Source organism: Burkholderia sp. Ac-20345 (genome assembly GCF_017104825.1).
Taxonomy (GTDB): domain Bacteria; phylum Pseudomonadota; class Gammaproteobacteria; order Burkholderiales; family Burkholderiaceae; genus Burkholderia; species Burkholderia lata_B.
This window is the reverse complement of sequence record NZ_JAAGPO010000085.1, coordinates 1-15917: the sequence shown is the minus strand read 5'-3', so window position 1 is coordinate 15917 and position 15917 is coordinate 1. Positions and strand designations below refer to the sequence as shown.

The window sequence follows — 15917 nt, the reverse complement described above, 5'->3', positions numbered from 1 at the left end:
GGGCGCCGGAAATGACAAAAGCCGGGAATCCCTTGTCAGATCAGGGATTCCCGGCTTTCCGGGCCTGCAAAAAACGTTGCTTCGACGCTACTCGTACGACACGACGCCCGTCGTGACCTCCCCCTTCTCCGCGTCGCGATGGATGTAGTGGAACTTCTGCAGGCCGAGGATATCGGCCTTGTCGACGAACAGCACGTCGGCCATCACCTTCGCATCGGCCACGTTCGACACCGCGTAACAGTGGATCTCGGTGCAGTTGCCGAGGAAGTCTTTGTCGACCTGGGCGGGCCGCTGCGATACGCCGATGAGCGTCATCTCTCGAGAGTGCGCGCCGGCCGTCGTCATGCTCTTCCAGGCGGTGGGGGCCTTGTGCGGTTTCGTGACCAGCATCAGCTCTTCGACGATGACGGTCCACCGCTTGAACCCGGGATTCTCCAGGATTCTGCAGAAGCGATCGAACTGCGCTTCGCGCTCGTCGTCGTCCTGGGACGGCACGAACACCAGGCGCGTCTTGCCGGCGGCCAGCGCCTTCACCAGCTCCTGGATCGTGTAGACGCGTTCTCCGCCGATCTCGCCCGCATAGTCATCCGGCCGGGAGATTTCGAGCGGCGACCACACCAGGATCGGGCCGCGCACCTTCGGGAGGAAATAGCGCTTGATCCACACGCCTTTCCCCGAACGCGAGCGGCCGATCACGCCGATGATGCCGCCGTGCCGCGTGCCCGTGCGCCGCGTCATGCCGCCACCATCTGGTCAGCCATCAGCGCGCCCGGGTCGACGCCAACGAAGGCGGGTTCGCCGGACGACGCGGCCGGTGCCGGTTCTGCAGCTGCAGCCGGCATCGGTTCGACGTTCTGCCCGGGCTTCGCCGGTGCCGGCGCGACGGCTCGCACGACGTGATGCTTGCCGGCGGCCGCCGCTTCCATCTGCGCGCGGATACGCCGGTTGCGAAGCGCGAAGCCGAGGCTCCAGGCGAGCGGCACGGCGGCGACGACCAGCTTGAGCAGCGGATGCTTGAGTGCGTTCGTGACGCCGCCCCAGCCGTAATAAGCATCGCACTCAGCCAGCGCGTCGGCGATCTCGCGCGTGACATCGTCGGTCCAGTCGTCCGTGCACTCCGGCAGCATCTTGAGCACGACGCCGCGCGCCTTGTTCAGCCCGAAGAAATACTGGTCCGACAGCGACGCGGTTTCCTGCGCCGCTTCGGCCTGTTCGGCCTTCACCTCTTCTTCGGCGAGCGCCACGCGCTCCGCCGCCTCTTCCTGCCCGATCTGGTCGAGCGCCTGTACGTCCATCATGGTCAGAGTCCTGCGAACGGAGTGCCGTCGAGCAGCCCGCGCCGCTTCGGTTTCTCCTGGGTTTTCGGGGGATCAGCGGCCGGGTCCTGGCCGCCGGGTGCCTTGGGTTCCCCGGGATTCCCGGGGTTGTCGTCGTACGGGTCGGCCTGGAGGGTCACTTCCTCGCGCACGAAGCGCTGAGAGTGCGCAACGCCGTCGTATTCAAAGCGGCAGGTGCAGCGATCGCACTTGCCGTAGGCGCGTCCGCCCCGGTTCAACTTGACCCTGACGGTCTCCGAGCAGCCCTTCGTCTTGCAGGGCACCGTGCCGATGTACTTGCCGGGTGCGGACATGGGTGCGCCCTCCCCTTAGACGCCGTTGCCGTGCGCCTGTGCTGCCCGCAGCTCTGCGACGGCGGCCGCCGTGCTGTCGGCCAGCGTGACGGCCTGCTGCACCTGGGACATGTGGCTTTGCAGCGTCGACGTGACGCCCTGGGCGAACGTGTCGATCTTGCCGTTGACGAACGCGGTCAGCTTCTCCGTCAGCGCGTCTTCGATCGCCGACAGGTCAGCTTTCGCGGCCGTTTCGATCGCGGCGACGCGACCGTCGATATCGGCCAGGGCGTCATGCAGTGCGCCGGCCAGCTCGGTGAGCGTCTGGTTGTGCGGCAGGTTGCCGGCGACGAGCACGACGAGCTGTTCGGCCTTCTCTTTCACGGCCGCGATGATGGATTGCAGTTCGGACATGGTCTACCTCTCGGTGGTGTGCGGCCGTGGGCGGCCGGCCGCGTGCCGTTACAGCTTGTCGACGGCGTCGACGAGACGCTTGATCGGTGCGATCTGCTTGGATGCCAGGCCGCGCTCGAACGGCGTAAGCGCGTCGTACATCGCGCGCAGCTCGCGCGCGGCGTCGCGCGCTTCGTCCAGCGTCTTGCGCTGGACGCTCACGAATACGACTTCACTGGTGCTGCTCATGGGTTTCCTTCTCCGGGTCGTAGAACTTGCGGGTGCGGGCGCTCCAGTACGGCGCGCTGATTGCGCCGCTCGCCCTGCGTTCGTGTTCGCGCGCGAACGCCATGAAGTCGTCGATGTCGGCCTGGGCCGTCGCCGGGTCGTAGCAGTACTCCGACACGAACGCGAGGAACCGGCCGAGCATGCTGCGCGCGGTGAGCACGGACAGGTCTTCGGCCGAGATCGCGCCGACCACCTCCTCTTCCGGTAGCTGCGCGGCGGCCGCTTCTTCGTCGGATTGCTCCAGCTCGTCCAGGCCGAGCGCCGCTTTCAGGCCAGGCGTCCAGGTCAGCATGCGGCGGCCGGTGAAGGCCATGACGTACTCACGGAATTGCGCGGCCGCCTGGCCGTCGCCGGCCGCCGCCCACTCGAGCAACTGGAACGGGTGTGCGCCCTTCTGTCCGCCGCCGGTCTTGGCCGCGTTCATCGTCAGCTCGCGCGACAGGCCCCACTTCGTATCGCGGCCGAACTTCGCGACGTATTCCGCCGCGTACTGGCCGCCGCGCACGTCGAGCCCGTGGTCGAGCACGTCGGACAGCTGCGACGGCTCGCAGAGTCCGACCTTCAGCAGCGCTTCGTACCAGGCGCGCTTCAGCTCGTCGATGAGGCGCGACGCCATGCGACCGGTGTCGCCCTCTTTCACGTCGCCGAACGCGTCGGGCGTGGCGAAGACCAGGGAATGCGTGTGCGGGTGCCAGCCATGCGCGCCGAGCGTGATTTCGAGCGCCTTGATCGAGCCGGCGCGCACGCCCTTGCCGAGGATGCGTTTGTAGGTGCGGCAGTTCTGGAATTTCTGCATGGCCTTCGCCTGCAGCGCGAGCATGTCGGCCAGCGGCCGCTCGCCCGCTTCGTGCGGGAACGTGTTGGTCATGAGCCATACGTAGCCGCCGTTGCCGACGTGCGCCTTCATGCCGTCAGCCACTTCGGCCTGGCGCTGCATGCAGACCTTCAGCGAGCAGACCGGGCAGGCCCAGACCGAGCCGCACGTCGACACGCCGGCCAGGCTGGCGCCCGAACCGTCGACGTTGCGCCGCACGCCGAGCGTTTCGCCCGGGGACGTGAGCGCGCGCTGGCACCAGCACGTGCGGTGCTGCCCTTCCTTCGCCGCGGCCGGATCGTAGATGACCGACTGGGAGACGCGCAGCAGATCGTGCAGACGGCCCTTTGCCTTCGCCCGGGAAACCGCGTCGGTATTGGGCGTGCGGGGAGCGTGTATCGATTTCGCGTTTATACCAAGAAAACCAGACGGCAATTTTTCGGGGTGGGTCATGCACGACCTCCCACAGCGGCGACGCGCAGCTCGTCCGCGAGCGCGCGGGCGCCGGCCCATGCCGCATAGGCGAGGAACGGCGTCAGTGCTTGGCCGGAAAATCTGCGACACGCGCAGATCCAGAGCACTCCCCGGTGGTCTTTCCAGATGTGCGGTTTCATCGCGCGCGCCTCCCCATCCGGAACGCGCGATCCATCGCGCCCACTCGCGTGACCAGGCCGCAGTGCGGGCAGCGGCGCACGTTCTGCCAATGCCGGCCGCAGCGCCGGCAGATACCGCCGTATGAGGTCATCGGTCGGCCCCCGGCACTTCCACGTCGCCGATGAAGGCACGCGCGCCTGGCACGTCCAGGTCGGCCGCGAACGTGTTGTAGACCGCCAGGGCCGAGCGCAGCCGCTCGTACGCGAGCGTGAGCTGCGTGCGGGCGAACGGATCGTCGCCGGCACGCACGCCCTGGTCGGACGGCAGAAAGCCGTTCTTCGCGTCGAGCTGCGAGCGCATCGCGCGCAGCGCGGCCGCAGCGGCCGAGCGATCGCCCGGGGCGGTTTCGTGATGGACGGGAACGGGGACGGGAGAAGCGCGGCGTGCGCGCTGGGGGCGGGGCTCGCTGGGCTCGGTATAGCCCAGGTCGAGGAATGCACTTGAGGGACCTGTCATCAGAACTGTTCCCCCAGGTTGAACGTCTCTTCGGCGCTGCACCAGCCGGCGCGCCAGGCGTGCCAGTCGTCGGAGAGCCATTCGAACGGGTTGTCGTCGAGAACGAGGCCGTTGTAGAAGCCGTCATGGCCGCGCGCGACGGCCGTGTGGCCGGTCGAGCGCGGTTGATCTTCGGGAGGTGGGAAGCCGGCCATCAGACACCCCACACGAAAAGACGAAGGCACCGCGTGCAGGCGGTGCCAGGGCGGCGCATCGAGCCGCAGTGCTTGCAGCGGATCAGGCGCATGGTCCGCCCTCCCCGTCATCCATGTGGCAGAGCGCGAGCCCGATCACCGCGCCGACGACCGCGACGGCGGCCGTCGCGCCCAGGGCAAAGCCGATTCCGAAGGCGAAGAGCATGGTCAAAATTCCTCTTCGTCGTCGGCATCGTCGCCGTTCGCGGCGTCGCACCAGCCCGCGTCCCAGTCGTGCCAGTCGTAGGAAAGCATCGGATACGGGTTGTCGATGTGCTCGACGTCGGCCTCGAAGTCGGCGCGGCCGCGCAGGTATGCCGGGGAGCGCTCCATGTCACACCCCCGAGCGGAAGAGCCGCGCGACCAGGCGGCGGAACGCAAAAAAGCGGGGCGGCTTCGCTACTAGCCCGCCCCGCTCGCCCGCTCTCGCCTGAACTCTGTACGGCCCGTCGATGGTGTAGCCACCGAGCGCGGCCTGGTGAATTTGTAACGGCTCTTTACGCATGTTCTGCCCCTACCCTGACCCATCCATGTGAGGAATCGCCCGGGTTGAGCCCCCGTCAGGGCTCTCCGGTGGGGTCAGGACACCGGTCCGGGCGATGGTCGGAAGAATAGGTTCAAACTGGAAAACGTGTCAACAACTAGTAACGTTCGGTCATAGGAACCGTTGCGAAGAGCGTACCGTTTCCCTACGCTTAACGTCGGGTCAGCAAATTTGTAAGGGGTCTGTCATGAAAACCACTGTTGAGTGGCTGGATGCGGTGAAAGCCCGTCTGAGCCTTCCTTCCGACTACGCGCTCGCAAAGGAACTCGGCGTAACGCGTCACGCCGTCAGCGGCTGGCGCAACGGGCATAAGACGTTCAACGAGGAAATGTGCCTGCAGATCGCAGAGATCCTGGACGTGAGCCCTTTCGAAGTGCTCGCGACAGTCAAGATCGAATGGATTAAGGACGCGGATCGACGCGCCGTATGGACGCGTGCTTTGGAGAAATTTTCCGAGGGTTTTCGCACGCTGGTGCTTCGCGCTAACGCCCGTCAGGCAACGTTCTGCCGGGTGTAGCACCAGCTTTAGTTAGCGATTTGACGTCTTCATAGTTATCGATAGTTTGTGTGTAGGTCCCAAGTTCAGATGTCGCGTTTCCGCTAAATAAAAATGTCGTGTTTTGGCCTGTAGGTTGATCGTCTGCACCCTTGGGAGCGCCGGCGATGAACGCGACTGGGACGATCACCATGACGATGCGCGAAATGGACCGATTCAAGGTCATTCAGGACGTGGCGGACGGCAAGCTCAAGCCATGACGTACAGCGGAACGCATTAGCCACCCATCGCGGGAAAATTCTTCGCGGTTTCCAGTCGTGTGCGGCGTACAAGGAGCCGGGAAATCGTACTGGATCGACCGGCATGCGTATGCGTACGCACCGTGCATCCGCGTCGACGCCGCGTTGCCCGGCGCAATACACAGCAAGCCGATCATCGATATCGCCCGTCGACACAATGCGGAAGCTCATGCGATCTGGATTGACGTTCCGATGGATATCGCAAAGGAACGGAACGCGCAGAGGCCGGCGGATCAGCGCGTCCCCCATGCGAGTATTGAAAGCGCCGCCTCGCTCTTTGAACCGCCGGCCGTTGAACGTTGAAAAAGGATTTGCGTTGATTACCCGCATCCAGGGCGACTGACTTCAAGCCGCAGATTCGTCACGAACGCCGTCCACGGCTTGCATGACGGCCGGACCACGAGTGCCCGCGATGCGTGCAACCGAATGCACCCGACGTGGATCTGCAACCAGCTCAGTCCCCCCGCTACACGACCCCACCCGGCAACTACCACTACTGCCAGTACCTCCCCCGTCCTTGCCCCCGTACTCTTGTCGGCATCGCTGGCGCGCCGTCCGAGGCTGCGCCGCTTCGACCGGAGACACGACAGATGCCATTTGACTGGACGCAGGAACAGCATGCGACGCTCGCGCGCTTTCGCGACATCGGCACGGAGATCGCCGCCGCGGAGCGCGACACCCGCGCACCTGCCGGATTCGATGCAGCCGGCTGGACCCGGCTTGGCCAGGAAGGACTGTGGGACATGATCGTGCCGGAGACGTACGGCGGCGACGGTCACGGCTGGTGGCACTTTTCCGCGGCGCTCGAAGGGCTCGCATCGTCGATTCGCCGCCCGGCGCTGCTGCTGTCGGTAATCGCGCAGGCCGGGATGGTGCGCGCGCTCGAACGCTACGGTACGGCAACCCAGCAGGACCGCTATTTCGGCGCGATCCTGCGCGGCGAACTGAGCGCGACGGCGATCGCCGAACCGGGCACCGGCACCGACGTGCGCAGCATTGCGACGAAGCTGGTCGAGCACGGCGACGGCTACCGGCTGACCGGCAGCAAATTCAACATCGCGCACGCGCCGCTCGCGCGCTTCATCCTCGTCGTCACGCGCGTCGAGACGCTTGGCCGGCGCAATACCGCGCTCGTGATCGTCGATCGCGATCAGCCGGGCATGACCGTCGCCGAACCCGACCGCAAGCTCGGCCTCGACGACCTGCCCACCGGCGCGCTGCACTTCGACGACTGCCCGATCACGCGCGGCCAGTTGCTGGGTGAACCGGGCGCCGGGCTCGGCAACCTGATCGACATCATTTCGCTCGGCCGCCTCTACTACGGTCTCGTCGCCGCGCAGGTGACGGCGCCGTATCTGCGCGACGCGATCGGCTATTGCCGCGAGCGCCGCAGCTTCGACAGCACGATCGACGCGCACCAGTACGTGCAGGGCCGTCTCGTCGACCTGCAGATCGGCATCGAGCGCGGCACGTGGCTCGCGCGCGGCGCGCTCGCGCAGTTGCTGACGGACCACCCGCAAGCGCTGATGACGTGCTCGATCGCGAAGCTGGTCGGCGCGCAGGATCTCGTCGACGGCGCGCTCGGCCTCGTGCGGCTGTACGGCAGCCTCGGCTACCAGGCCGGGCCGGTGGCCGCATTCGCGTCGGACGCATTGGGCTTCATGAGCGTCGGCGGTACCGAGGAAATGCATCGCAAGAACATCTTCAACCAGATGATGCGCGCCGGCTGAACACCCGAGCCATCGATACGCGTACCACGCGCTCTACAGGAATCCACGCATGACAACGACCCACCGACGCCCTTCCCGCCTGCGCCGCTCCTGGCTGTTCCTCGCCGGCGCCGATCACGATGCGCTCGTCGCCGGCGCCGCGAGCGGCGCGGACGTATTGATCCAGGAACTCGAAACCTTTACGCCGCCGGATCGTCGTCCGGCCGCGCGCGAACTCAGCGAGCGCGTGCTCGCGGGCTGGCGCGATGCCGGCATCCTCGCATCCGTGCGCGTGAACCCGCTCGATGCGGGCGGCATCGACGACCTGCGCGCCGCGATGCGCGGCCGGCCGGACATCGTGATGATGTCGTACGTCGCGACGCCCGAGCAGGTCGTCGCGCTCGACGAAGCCGTCACGCGTTTTGAGCGCGAATACGATATCGCGCCCGGCTCGACCGAACTGGTGCCGAACATCGAGACGACGCTCGGGCTCGTGAACACGATGGCGATCGCGCGTTCGAGCCCGCGCGTGTCGGCCGTACTGGTCGCGACCGAGGACATGGTCGCCGACATGGGTGCCGAGCGCACCCGCGCGGGCCGCGAACTCGACTATGTGCGCTCGCGCTTTCGCGTGGAATGCGCGGCGGTCGGCGTCACCGCGATCGACTGCCCGTACAGCTATGCCGACAACGAAGGCGCGGAGCACGACATGCGCGTGTCCCGCGGTCTGGGATACCAGGCCAAGGCGATCGTCAACGCGCAGTTCGTGCCGGTCGTCAATCGCGTGCTGACGCCGACGGCCGACGAAGTCGCCCTCGCCCGCCGCGTGATCGACGCGTTCGACACCGCACGGCGCGAATCCGGCGGCCGCCGCGTGGCCGCGGCCGTCGTCGACGGTTTCCTCGCGGAAGTCCCCGACTATCTCGCCGCGCATCGGCTGATCGCCCGCGCGACGCAATTCGGCATCGCCTGAGGCCCGCCATGGATACGATCGCAACGCGCCTGAAGGCGCTGAAAACCCTCGCGCATGCGGCGCCGCACGTTCCGGCCGAGAATTGGCCCGACACGCCGCAAGCACAATTCGAACGCTGGCTCGACGAGGCCGTTACCGCAGGCGCCGTCGAACCGCAGGTGATGACGCTGTCGACGGTCCGCCCTGACGGCCGGCCCGATGCGCGCTCCGTCGTACTGCTGAACGTCGACGCGCGCGGCTGGCATTTCGCGGCGAGCACGCGCAGCCCCAAGGGGCGCCAGATCGAAAACCGGCCGTTCGCCGCGCTGACGTTCTATTGGCCGGCGATCGCGAGCCAGATCCGCCTGAGCGGCCCGGTCGAGCGGCTGCCGGCCGCCGAAGGCCGCGCGGATTTCGCGGGCCGCCCGGAGCGTTCGCGCGCAAGCATCCTCGCCGGCCGGCAAAGCGAACGGCTCGACGATCCCGCCGACCTGACGCGCGCGATCGACGTGCAGCTCGAGCGGCTGGCTGCCGATCCGGCGCTCGTATCGGACGACTGGCACTTGTATACGCTCGCGCCGGACGAAGCCGAATTCTGGCGCGCCGACAGCGCGCGCCGCTTCGCGCGGCAAGCGTACCGTCGTGACGGTCAGCGCTGGGAACGGTGCGCGCTATGGCCTTGAAGTCCGCCGCACACCCGTCGCAGTCGGACGGCACCCTGCATGAGCGAATCAACGGCCGGCTGCACGACGACACGCGGCTCATGCATGCGGGCCGCGACAGCGCGGCCTGGCACGGCTTCGTCAATCCGCCCGTCTATCACGCGTCGACCGTGCTGAGCCCGACGGTGTCCGATCTGCTGAACCGCACGCAGCCGTATATCTATGGCCGCCGCGGCACACCGACGACCGACGCGCTCGAGCGCGCGGTGACGAGCCTCGAAGGCGGCGCCGGTGCGGTGCTGTGCCCGTCGGGTTTGTCCGCGTGCACGCTTGCGCTGCTGTCGTGCCTGAAGCCCGGCGATCACCTGCTGATGACCGCATCGGTCTACGGCCCGGTTCGTCATGCGTGCGAAGGCGTGCTCGCGCGGCTCGGCGTCGAGACGACCTGGTACGACGGCAGCACGCCCGTCGCGGCCGCATTCCGTGCGAACACGCGCGCGCTGTACATCGAAGTGCCGGGTTCCTACACGTTCGACATGCACGAAATCCCGGCGCTCGTCCGGCTCGCGCAGGCGCACGGCGCGCTGGTCATCGCGGACAACAGCTGGGCCACGCCGCTCTTCTTCCAGCCGCATGCATTCGGCATCGACCTGTCGATCCAGGCCGGCACCAAGTATCTGGTCGGGCATTCCGATGCGATGCTCGGCACCGTATCGGCCAGTGAACGCGCGTGGCCCGCGTTGAAGCAACTGCATGGCGATCTCGGACTGTGCGCAGGCCCCGACGACGTCTATCTCGCGCTGCGCGGGTTACGCACGCTCGGCGTACGGCTGCGACAGCACCAGCGCAATGCGCTTGCGGTCGCGACCTGGCTTGAAGCGCGCCCCGAAGTGCAGCGTGTGCTGTATCCAGCGCTGCCCGGCGACGACGGACATGCACTGTGGCGCCGCGATTTCCGTGGCGCGTCGGGGTTGTTCTCGGTCGTGCTGCAACCTGCACCGCCGCAAGCGGTTGAAGCATTTCTCGACCACCTCGGGCTGTTCGGGCTCGGCTATTCGTGGGGCGGCTACGAGAGCCTCGCGTTGCCGTTCGAACTGGACGCACACGGCCTCGCGGCACGCTGGCCGGCCGACAGTCGAGGCGTACGCCTGCATATCGGCCTAGAGGACCCGGACGACCTGATCGCCGATCTTGCGGCCGGTCTCGATCGCTATGCGGCGTGCGCGCGGCAGGCCACCGCTTGCGAGGATGCCGCGCGATGCTGACCGTCTGGGGCCGCCGCACGTCGTTCAACGTGCAGAAGGTGTTGTGGCTGATCGGCGAGCTGGGCGTGCCGTATCGGCACATCGCGGCCGGCGGCGAACACGGTTCGCTGCAGACGCCCGCGTTCGCGGCGCTGAATCCGACGTGCCGGATTCCGGTGATCGACTGGGATGGCGACGTCGTGTGGGAATCGCACACGATCCTGCGCTATCTCGCCGCGCGCGTGCCGAACAATCCGTTCTGGTGCCGCGACGTGTTCGCCCGTTCGCGCGCGGAGCGCTGGATGGACTGGTCGCAGACCTCGCTCGAACCCGACGTGATGACCGGGCTGTTCTGGGCGCTCGTGCGAACGCCGCCGGAGCGGCGCGACGACGCGCTCGTGCGCGACAAGGCCGCACGCAGCGCGACGCATTTCCAGTTGCTCGACCGGCTGCTGTCGGCCCAGCCTTTCCTTGGCGGTGCGACGCCCGGCCTGGCCGACATTCCGGCCGGCGCGACGCTGTTCCGCTATTTCTCGCTCGACGTCGAGCGGCCGCCGTTGCCGCACGTCGAGGCCTGGTACGCCCGCCTGTGCCGACGGCCCGCCTATCGCGAACAGGTGATGGTGTCGTTCGACGCATTGCGCGGCCAGCCGGGCTGACTGCCTGCGTGACGACTGTCACGGCCTCACGAACTCACGAACTCACGACCCTTTCGACACGACATGACGCACTCCGCCCTTCGTCCTATCCTGCTCGTCCTGCATCGCGAGCAGTCGAGCCCTGGCCGGATCGGCCGGCTGCTGGCTGCCCGCGGCCATCCGCTCGACATTCGCCGTCCGCCGCTCGGCGATCCGCTGCCGGCGACGCTGGCCGACCATGCGGGCGCCGTGGTGTTCGGCGGTCCGATGAGCGCGAACGACGGCGATCGCTGGATTCAGGACGAGATCGACTGGATCGGCGTGCCGCTGCGCGAAGCCGCGCCCTTTCTCGGCGTCTGCCTCGGCGCGCAGATGATGATCCGCCACCTGGGCGGCCGCGTGAGCGCGCATTGTGACGGGCGCGCGGAAATCGGCTATTGGCCGATCGCCGCGACACCCGCCGGCCGGCGGCTCGGATCATGGCCGTCGCACGTCTACCAGTGGCATCGCGAGGGTTTCGAGCGCGTCGCCGGGCTCGAGATCCTCGCGACCGGCGAGCATTTCGAGAACCAGGCCGTCCGCTACGGGCCGCGCGCATATGGCGTCCAGTTCCATCCGGAAGTGAGCTATCCGATGATGCGGCGCTGGAGTACGGCCGCCGCGCACAAGCTGTCGGCGCCCGGTGCGCAGGATCTCGCGACGCAGGCATGTGAAGGCCGGCGGCACGACCGCGCGACGGCCGCGTGGCTCAGCGCGTTTCTCGACCGCTGGCTCGACGATGCACCCGCATCAGGTCGGCACCGTCACGTCGGAGATGCTGATCAGCCCCCACTCGACCGCACGCAGCACGGCTTCATGCCGACGTGACACGTTGAACTTGCGGCGGATGTTCATGAAGTGGAAATTGATGCACGACTCGGTCACGTTCAGGATGTGGCCGATTTCCCACGAGGTCTTGCCGGCCGCGTGCCAGCGCAGGCATTCGACTTCCCGCCGGCTGAGCCGCGGCACGCTGTCGGGCGGTGCATGGCAGCGCGTGCCGGCGATCGCTTCGCACGCGACGTCGCGCAGCAGCGTCAGCGCAGCGAGGTGGCGGTCGCAGTGCTCGCGCGTGGCGGCAAGCTCGTCCGTGCTCGCACACAACAGCATGCCGACTTCCCCCTTCGCGCCGCGCACGGGCAGCACGACGCCGCTGCGCATGCCGTACGCGGCCGCCGCTTCGTAACACGGGCGCTGCTCCGGCAGCGCGAACAGTGCGTCGTCCCAGACGAGCGGCAGTGCCGAACGGAAGCAATGCCGCAGCATCGGGTCGACGCGGTCGAACTGGCGCTGCCGGTACAGCGCCGTCCAGCCGGGCACGCCGCTGCTCCACTTGCGTGCGAGATCGAACGACGCGCCGGTAAACGGCAACACGATCAGCACGACCTTGTCGAACCCCATTCCGGCGGCTGCGTCGGTCATTCTCTGCCATGACGCGTCCGTGTCGCCGGGTACCAACCATTTCAGACAATCCAGTCCATTCATACAAGCCACCCCGTTCGTTTAGTTGGAATCTGCATTCAGGCGGACTTGCGCAATCGGTTCGAGACGTTGCGCGCGAACGGGCCGCGCTAGACCGCCTCAGCCAGACGTCGCCGGCCTGCCTGCTTCGCGTCGTCGAGCGAAGCCGTCACGTCGAACGGAATGCCGAACGCCTTTTCGATGCCGGACGCGTTCGCGATGGCCGCTTCACGTTCGGCCGGGTCCGGTTCGATCGTGATCAGCGCACGGCAGACCGCGGCGAGCGCGGCGCGGTTCTGCTTGAGCCACATGCCGCGTTCCTTGCGGTCGTCGTGCGCTTCGTTGGGGCGGGCCGGCGGAAAGATCATGACAAACGGCTCGCCGTGCCGCATCAGCACATGCATGTCGTCGAGCCAGCGCTCCGCGTAGCCGGTGGATGCAATCGCGTCGTTGCGCACGACGACGAACGGAAATTCCGTGACGTCGAACACGGCGAGCGTCGTCAGGTCAGACGGCATGGCATCAGCGTGGTGGGTAGGCATCGGGTCAACCTCCATCGAATTGAACAGCATGGGTCGGAACGGGGCGTGCAGCGCCCGCTTCATCGTTTCGCGGCGGCACCGGGGCCGAACGGCGGACGGGCGAGCCAGACCACCGCGATCACGGCGAGATACACGCAGCCGAGCGCGAACGAAATGTCGTTGAACGAGATCTGGTACGCCTGCGCGTCGACCAGGTTGCCCAGCAGCGTCGCCGCGCGTTGCGGATCGCCGCCGCCGAGCTGCGCGACTTCGGCCCGCACGGCCGGATCGAATGCGCTCACGTGCTCGCTGAGCTGCGCGTGGTGCACGATTGCGCGCCGGTCCCACAGGAACGACGTGATCGACACCGCGAAGCTCGCGCCGAGCGTGCGCAGGAACGTCGACAGGCCGGAGCCGGCAGCGATCTCGTCCGGCTTCAGGTCGGACAGCAGGATGCTGTTGATCGGCATGATGAACAGCGCGAGGCCGAGACCCTGCAGCAACTGGATCAGCGCGATGTGCGTGAAGTCGATGTCGGGCACGAAACCCGCGCGCAGGAACGACGACGTGCCGAGGATCGCGAATGCGCAGCACACGAGTACGCGCATGTTGAAGCGCGGCGCGTACTTGCCCATGAACGGCGTCATCAGCACCGGGATCACGCCCATCGGCGCGACGGCGAGCCCGGCCCAGAACGCCGTGTAGCCGAGCGTGCGCTGCAGCCATTGCGGCACGATCACGTTGACCGCGAAGAACGCCGAATACGCGAGCACGAGCGTCAGCGTGCCGGCCGCGAAATTGCGATGCGCGAAGAGCCGCAGGTTCACGATCGGGTTCGGCTCGTTGAGCTCCCAGATCAGGAACAGCGCGATGCCGAACGCGGCGACCACGGACATCACGACGATGAACGTCGAATTGAACCAGTCGGCTTCATTGCCCTTATCGAGCACGATCTGCAGCGCACCGACGCCGACGATCAGCGCGGCGAGGCCGACATAGTCGACGCGCGCGGCAACCGTCGTCTCGACGCGTGCACGCATCTGGGCGAACACGCACATCGCGGCGAACACGCCGATCGGCAGGTTGATCAGGAACGCCCAGCGCCACGAATAATGCTCGGTGACCCAGCCGCCGAACACGGGCCCCGCGATCGGTGCGACGACGGTGACCATCGCGATCATCGATAGCGCGAAGCCGCGCCGCTGCGGCGGATAGATCGACAGCATCAACGCCTGCGTGGTCGGGATCATCGGCCCCGCCACCAGGCCCTGCAGCGCGCGGAATGCGATGAGCTGCGGCAGGTTCTGCGCGAGGCCGCACAGAAGCGATGCGAACGTGAACGCGAGCGTCGCCCACACGAACAGCCGCACCTGCCCGACGCGCTTGACGAGAAACCCGGTCAGCGGCAGCGCGATCGCGTTGCTGACCGAGAACGTCGTGACGACCCACGCGCTCTGCGTCGTGCTCACGCCGAAGTTGCCGGCGATCGTCGGCAGCGACACGTTCGCGACGGTGCCGTCCAGCACCTGCATGAAGACCGCGAGCGCGAGGCCGAAGGTCGTGAGCCCGACGCTCGACGGACGAAAGCCGCTGTCGGCGGCTGCCATCGGGCCGCTCATCGCACCGCCTCCGCGCGCACGGCCGCCGGCTGGTTCGCATGGATGACATCGGCGATCAGGCTGTCGGCGCGCGCGAGTTCGTCACGGTACACGTCGGTGCGGAATACCGGTGCGCGCTGTTCGCGATGCGACAGCATGGCGCCGCTGCGGTCGTGCTGGTCGACGCGTGCATGCATCGACAGGCCGATGCGCAACGGATGCGCGTCGAGCTGCGCCGGATCCGTCAGTTCGATGCGGACCGGTAGCCGCTGCACGATCTTGATCCAGTTGCCCGTTGCGTTCTGCGCGGGCAGCAGCGAGAACGCGCTGCCGGTGCCGACGCCGAGGCTCTGCACGCGGCCGGTATAGCGCACCGCGTCGCCGTACAGGTCGGCGGTCAGTTCGACCGGCTGTCCGATACGCATGTGTTCGAGCTGTTTCTCGGTGAAGTTCGCGTCGACCCACAGCTCGCGCAGCGGCACGACCGCAAGCAGCGGCACGCCGGGCGACACGCGCTGCCCGACCTGCACCGTACGCTTCGCGACATAGCCGGTGACGGGCGCGACGACGTTGGTGCGTGCATGCGCGAGGTAGGCGGCCCTCAGCCGTTCGGCCGCGGCCTGCACGTCCGGGTGCGACGCGACCGCGGTGTCGTCGATCAGCGCCTTGCTCGTCTGATGCTGCTCGTTCAGCGTCGCGAGCGCGCTTTGCGCGGCCGCGTATGCGCTTTGCGCCGACGTCAGCGTGTCGCGTGCATGCGCGAGTTCCTCGCGTGAAATCGCGCCGGAGCGGCCGAGATCCTCGCGGCGGCTGTAGTCGGCCTTCGCCTTGTCGAGTGCGGTGCGGCGCGTATCGAGTTCGGCGCGTGCGCCGTCGATGCTGTTCGCCAGCCCGCGCTCGTTGCTGTACAGGCCGCGCACCTTGCGCACCGTTGCCGCGAGATCGGCCTGCGCGGTCGCGAGCGCGATCTGCGCGTCGCTCGGGTCGAGACGGACGAGCGGCGTGCCGGCGCGTACGAGGTTGCCGTCGTCCGCGTCGATCGACACGACGGTGCCCGTCACCTGCGGCGTCAGCTCGACGACGTTGCCTTGCGCGTACGCATTGTCGGTGGATTCGTACCAGCGGCCGACAATCACGTACCAGATGCCCCAGCCGATGATGCCGAGCGCGAACACGGCGACGAGCGCGCGCACCAGGTGCTTGCGCCGCGCCGGCGGTGGCGGCGTCGCGGGCGCGGCACCGCCCGGTGCCGGTTGTGTGCGGGCATCAGGCCCACCTGGGCCGCCCGGTGCGCGCGGCGCAGCGGT

23 protein-coding genes are annotated in these 15917 nt (G+C 67.5%); 8 read left to right on the top strand and 15 right to left on the bottom strand.

The window, feature by feature from the left end; all coding sequences use genetic code 11:
* Nucleotides 1-87: 87 nt before the first annotated feature.
* The 11 genes from G3O06_RS26995 to G3O06_RS26950 all read right to left on the bottom strand — a co-directional run bounded on the left by G3O06_RS26995 (nt 88) and on the right by G3O06_RS26950 (nt 4780).
* On the bottom strand, nt 88-738 hold the full coding sequence (locus G3O06_RS26995; RefSeq protein WP_205818053.1) for a hypothetical protein: 651 nt from the start codon (nt 736-738) through the stop codon (nt 88-90).
* On the bottom strand, nt 735-1298 hold the full coding sequence (locus tag G3O06_RS26990; protein ID WP_205818052.1) for a hypothetical protein: 564 nt from the start codon (nt 1296-1298) through the stop codon (nt 735-737). The genes G3O06_RS26995 and G3O06_RS26990 overlap by 4 nt, the downstream gene beginning before the upstream one ends.
* A gap of 2 nt (nt 1299-1300) precedes the next feature.
* Nucleotides 1301-1630 carry a hypothetical protein gene (locus G3O06_RS26985; protein ID WP_205818051.1) on the bottom strand — a complete coding sequence of 110 codons (330 nt, stop codon included), beginning with the start codon at nt 1628-1630 and terminating at the stop codon, nt 1301-1303.
* A gap of 15 nt (nt 1631-1645) precedes the next feature.
* Nucleotides 1646-2023, bottom strand: a complete 378-nt coding sequence (locus G3O06_RS26980; RefSeq protein ID WP_205818050.1) for a hypothetical protein — start codon at nt 2021-2023, stop codon at nt 1646-1648.
* A gap of 48 nt (nt 2024-2071) precedes the next feature.
* On the bottom strand, nt 2072-2251 hold the full coding sequence (locus tag G3O06_RS26975; RefSeq protein ID WP_205818049.1) for a hypothetical protein: 180 nt from the start codon (nt 2249-2251) through the stop codon (nt 2072-2074).
* Nucleotides 2235-3557: a protein rep gene (locus G3O06_RS26970; RefSeq protein ID WP_205818048.1), complete on the bottom strand. Its 1323-nt coding sequence runs from the start codon at nt 3555-3557 to the stop codon at nt 2235-2237. Before G3O06_RS26970 ends, G3O06_RS26975 begins: the two co-directional genes overlap by 17 nt.
* Nucleotides 3554-3718, bottom strand: a complete 165-nt coding sequence (locus tag G3O06_RS26965; protein WP_205818047.1) for a hypothetical protein — start codon at nt 3716-3718, stop codon at nt 3554-3556. The genes G3O06_RS26970 and G3O06_RS26965 overlap by 4 nt, the downstream gene beginning before the upstream one ends.
* Nucleotides 3719-3845: 127 nt before the next feature.
* Nucleotides 3846-4214 (bottom strand): hypothetical protein, encoded by a 369-nt coding sequence (locus G3O06_RS26960; protein ID WP_205818046.1) that lies wholly within the window; start codon nt 4212-4214, stop codon nt 3846-3848.
* Entirely contained in the window at nt 4214-4408 is a 195-nt protein-coding gene (locus tag G3O06_RS26955; protein ID WP_205818045.1) for a hypothetical protein, read from the bottom strand. The genes G3O06_RS26960 and G3O06_RS26955 overlap by 1 nt, the downstream gene beginning before the upstream one ends.
* Before the next feature lie 82 nt (nt 4409-4490).
* Nucleotides 4491-4613 carry a hypothetical protein gene (locus tag G3O06_RS49810; RefSeq protein WP_260433117.1) on the bottom strand — a complete coding sequence of 41 codons (123 nt, stop codon included), beginning with the start codon at nt 4611-4613 and terminating at the stop codon, nt 4491-4493.
* A 2-nt stretch (nt 4614-4615) separates the two neighbouring features.
* Nucleotides 4616-4780: a hypothetical protein gene (locus tag G3O06_RS26950; protein ID WP_205818044.1), complete on the bottom strand. Its 165-nt coding sequence runs from the start codon at nt 4778-4780 to the stop codon at nt 4616-4618.
* A 398-nt stretch (nt 4781-5178) separates the two neighbouring features.
* Between G3O06_RS26950 and G3O06_RS26945 the strand changes: the two genes are divergently transcribed.
* The 8 genes from G3O06_RS26945 to G3O06_RS26915 all read left to right on the top strand — a co-directional run bounded on the left by G3O06_RS26945 (nt 5179) and on the right by G3O06_RS26915 (nt 11858).
* Nucleotides 5179-5508, top strand: coding sequence for a helix-turn-helix domain-containing protein (locus tag G3O06_RS26945; RefSeq protein ID WP_205818043.1), 330 nt, complete (start codon nt 5179-5181; stop codon nt 5506-5508).
* A gap of 296 nt (nt 5509-5804) precedes the next feature.
* On the top strand, nt 5805-6089 hold the full coding sequence (locus G3O06_RS50045) for an AAA family ATPase (protein WP_346779559.1): 285 nt from the start codon (nt 5805-5807) through the stop codon (nt 6087-6089).
* 287 nt (nt 6090-6376) lie between these two features.
* Entirely contained in the window at nt 6377-7516 is a 1140-nt protein-coding gene (locus G3O06_RS26940; protein WP_205818042.1) for an acyl-CoA dehydrogenase family protein, read from the top strand.
* A gap of 49 nt (nt 7517-7565) precedes the next feature.
* Nucleotides 7566-8468, top strand: coding sequence for a CoA ester lyase (locus tag G3O06_RS26935; RefSeq protein ID WP_205818041.1), 903 nt, complete (start codon nt 7566-7568; stop codon nt 8466-8468).
* A gap of 8 nt (nt 8469-8476) precedes the next feature.
* Nucleotides 8477-9130 (top strand): pyridoxal 5'-phosphate synthase, encoded by a 654-nt coding sequence (locus G3O06_RS26930; protein WP_205818040.1) that lies wholly within the window; start codon nt 8477-8479, stop codon nt 9128-9130.
* Nucleotides 9121-10374, top strand: a complete 1254-nt coding sequence (metC, locus tag G3O06_RS26925; RefSeq protein WP_205818039.1) for a cystathionine beta-lyase — start codon at nt 9121-9123, stop codon at nt 10372-10374. Before G3O06_RS26930 ends, metC begins: the two co-directional genes overlap by 10 nt.
* Complete coding sequence (locus G3O06_RS26920) at nt 10368-11012, top strand: glutathione S-transferase (RefSeq protein ID WP_205818038.1); 645 nt, start codon at nt 10368-10370, stop codon at nt 11010-11012. The genes metC and G3O06_RS26920 overlap by 7 nt, the downstream gene beginning before the upstream one ends.
* A gap of 63 nt (nt 11013-11075) precedes the next feature.
* A complete protein-coding gene (locus G3O06_RS26915) occupies nt 11076-11858 on the top strand; it encodes a glutamine amidotransferase (RefSeq protein WP_205818037.1) in 783 nt (260 codons plus the stop codon).
* Here G3O06_RS26915 and G3O06_RS26910 read toward each other — a convergent pair.
* From G3O06_RS26910 to G3O06_RS26895, 4 genes are all read right to left on the bottom strand, one after another.
* Nucleotides 11781-12515 (bottom strand): autoinducer binding domain-containing protein, encoded by a 735-nt coding sequence (locus G3O06_RS26910; protein WP_080982137.1) that lies wholly within the window; start codon nt 12513-12515, stop codon nt 11781-11783. The genes G3O06_RS26915 and G3O06_RS26910 overlap by 78 nt on opposite strands.
* Before the next feature lie 86 nt (nt 12516-12601).
* Entirely contained in the window at nt 12602-13033 is a 432-nt protein-coding gene (locus tag G3O06_RS26905) for a hypothetical protein (RefSeq protein ID WP_241020263.1), read from the bottom strand.
* A 59-nt stretch (nt 13034-13092) separates the two neighbouring features.
* Nucleotides 13093-14631, bottom strand: coding sequence for a DHA2 family efflux MFS transporter permease subunit (locus G3O06_RS26900; protein ID WP_174974811.1), 1539 nt, complete (start codon nt 14629-14631; stop codon nt 13093-13095).
* On the bottom strand, nt 14628-15746 hold the full coding sequence (locus G3O06_RS26895; protein ID WP_346779560.1) for an HlyD family efflux transporter periplasmic adaptor subunit: 1119 nt from the start codon (nt 15744-15746) through the stop codon (nt 14628-14630). Before G3O06_RS26895 ends, G3O06_RS26900 begins: the two co-directional genes overlap by 4 nt.
* Between the last annotated feature and the right edge of the window lie 171 nt (nt 15747-15917).

Excerpts from the sequence above, each read along its gene's own strand:
- G3O06_RS26995 (WP_205818053.1), bottom strand. The coding sequence starts at position 738 with ATGACGCGGCGCACGGGCACGCGGCACGGCGGCATCATCGGCGTGATC.
- G3O06_RS26990 (WP_205818052.1), bottom strand. The coding sequence starts at position 1,298 with ATGATGGACGTACAGGCGCTCGACCAGATCGGGCAGGAAGAGGCGGCG.
- G3O06_RS26985 (WP_205818051.1), bottom strand. The coding sequence starts at position 1,630 with ATGTCCGCACCCGGCAAGTACATCGGCACGGTGCCCTGCAAGACGAAG.
- G3O06_RS26980 (WP_205818050.1), bottom strand. The coding sequence starts at position 2,023 with ATGTCCGAACTGCAATCCATCATCGCGGCCGTGAAAGAGAAGGCCGAA.
- G3O06_RS26975 (WP_205818049.1), bottom strand. The coding sequence starts at position 2,251 with ATGAGCAGCACCAGTGAAGTCGTATTCGTGAGCGTCCAGCGCAAGACG.
- G3O06_RS26970 (WP_205818048.1), bottom strand. The coding sequence starts at position 3,557 with ATGACCCACCCCGAAAAATTGCCGTCTGGTTTTCTTGGTATAAACGCG.
- G3O06_RS26965 (WP_205818047.1), bottom strand. The coding sequence starts at position 3,718 with ATGAAACCGCACATCTGGAAAGACCACCGGGGAGTGCTCTGGATCTGC.
- G3O06_RS26960 (WP_205818046.1), bottom strand. The coding sequence starts at position 4,214 with ATGACAGGTCCCTCAAGTGCATTCCTCGACCTGGGCTATACCGAGCCC.
- G3O06_RS26955 (WP_205818045.1), bottom strand. The coding sequence starts at position 4,408 with ATGGCCGGCTTCCCACCTCCCGAAGATCAACCGCGCTCGACCGGCCAC.
- G3O06_RS49810 (WP_260433117.1), bottom strand. The coding sequence starts at position 4,613 with ATGCTCTTCGCCTTCGGAATCGGCTTTGCCCTGGGCGCGACGGCCGCC.
- G3O06_RS26950 (WP_205818044.1), bottom strand. The coding sequence starts at position 4,780 with ATGGAGCGCTCCCCGGCATACCTGCGCGGCCGCGCCGACTTCGAGGCC.
- G3O06_RS26945 (WP_205818043.1), top strand. The coding sequence starts at position 5,179 with ATGAAAACCACTGTTGAGTGGCTGGATGCGGTGAAAGCCCGTCTGAGC.
- G3O06_RS26940 (WP_205818042.1), top strand. The coding sequence starts at position 6,377 with ATGCCATTTGACTGGACGCAGGAACAGCATGCGACGCTCGCGCGCTTT.
- G3O06_RS26935 (WP_205818041.1), top strand. The coding sequence starts at position 7,566 with ATGACAACGACCCACCGACGCCCTTCCCGCCTGCGCCGCTCCTGGCTG.
- G3O06_RS26930 (WP_205818040.1), top strand. The coding sequence starts at position 8,477 with ATGGATACGATCGCAACGCGCCTGAAGGCGCTGAAAACCCTCGCGCAT.
- metC (WP_205818039.1), top strand. The coding sequence starts at position 9,121 with ATGGCCTTGAAGTCCGCCGCACACCCGTCGCAGTCGGACGGCACCCTG.
- G3O06_RS26920 (WP_205818038.1), top strand. The coding sequence starts at position 10,368 with ATGCTGACCGTCTGGGGCCGCCGCACGTCGTTCAACGTGCAGAAGGTG.
- G3O06_RS26915 (WP_205818037.1), top strand. The coding sequence starts at position 11,076 with ATGACGCACTCCGCCCTTCGTCCTATCCTGCTCGTCCTGCATCGCGAG.
- G3O06_RS26910 (WP_080982137.1), bottom strand. The coding sequence starts at position 12,515 with ATGAATGGACTGGATTGTCTGAAATGGTTGGTACCCGGCGACACGGAC.
- G3O06_RS26905 (WP_241020263.1), bottom strand. The coding sequence starts at position 13,033 with ATGCCTACCCACCACGCTGATGCCATGCCGTCTGACCTGACGACGCTC.
- G3O06_RS26900 (WP_174974811.1), bottom strand. The coding sequence starts at position 14,631 with ATGAGCGGCCCGATGGCAGCCGCCGACAGCGGCTTTCGTCCGTCGAGC.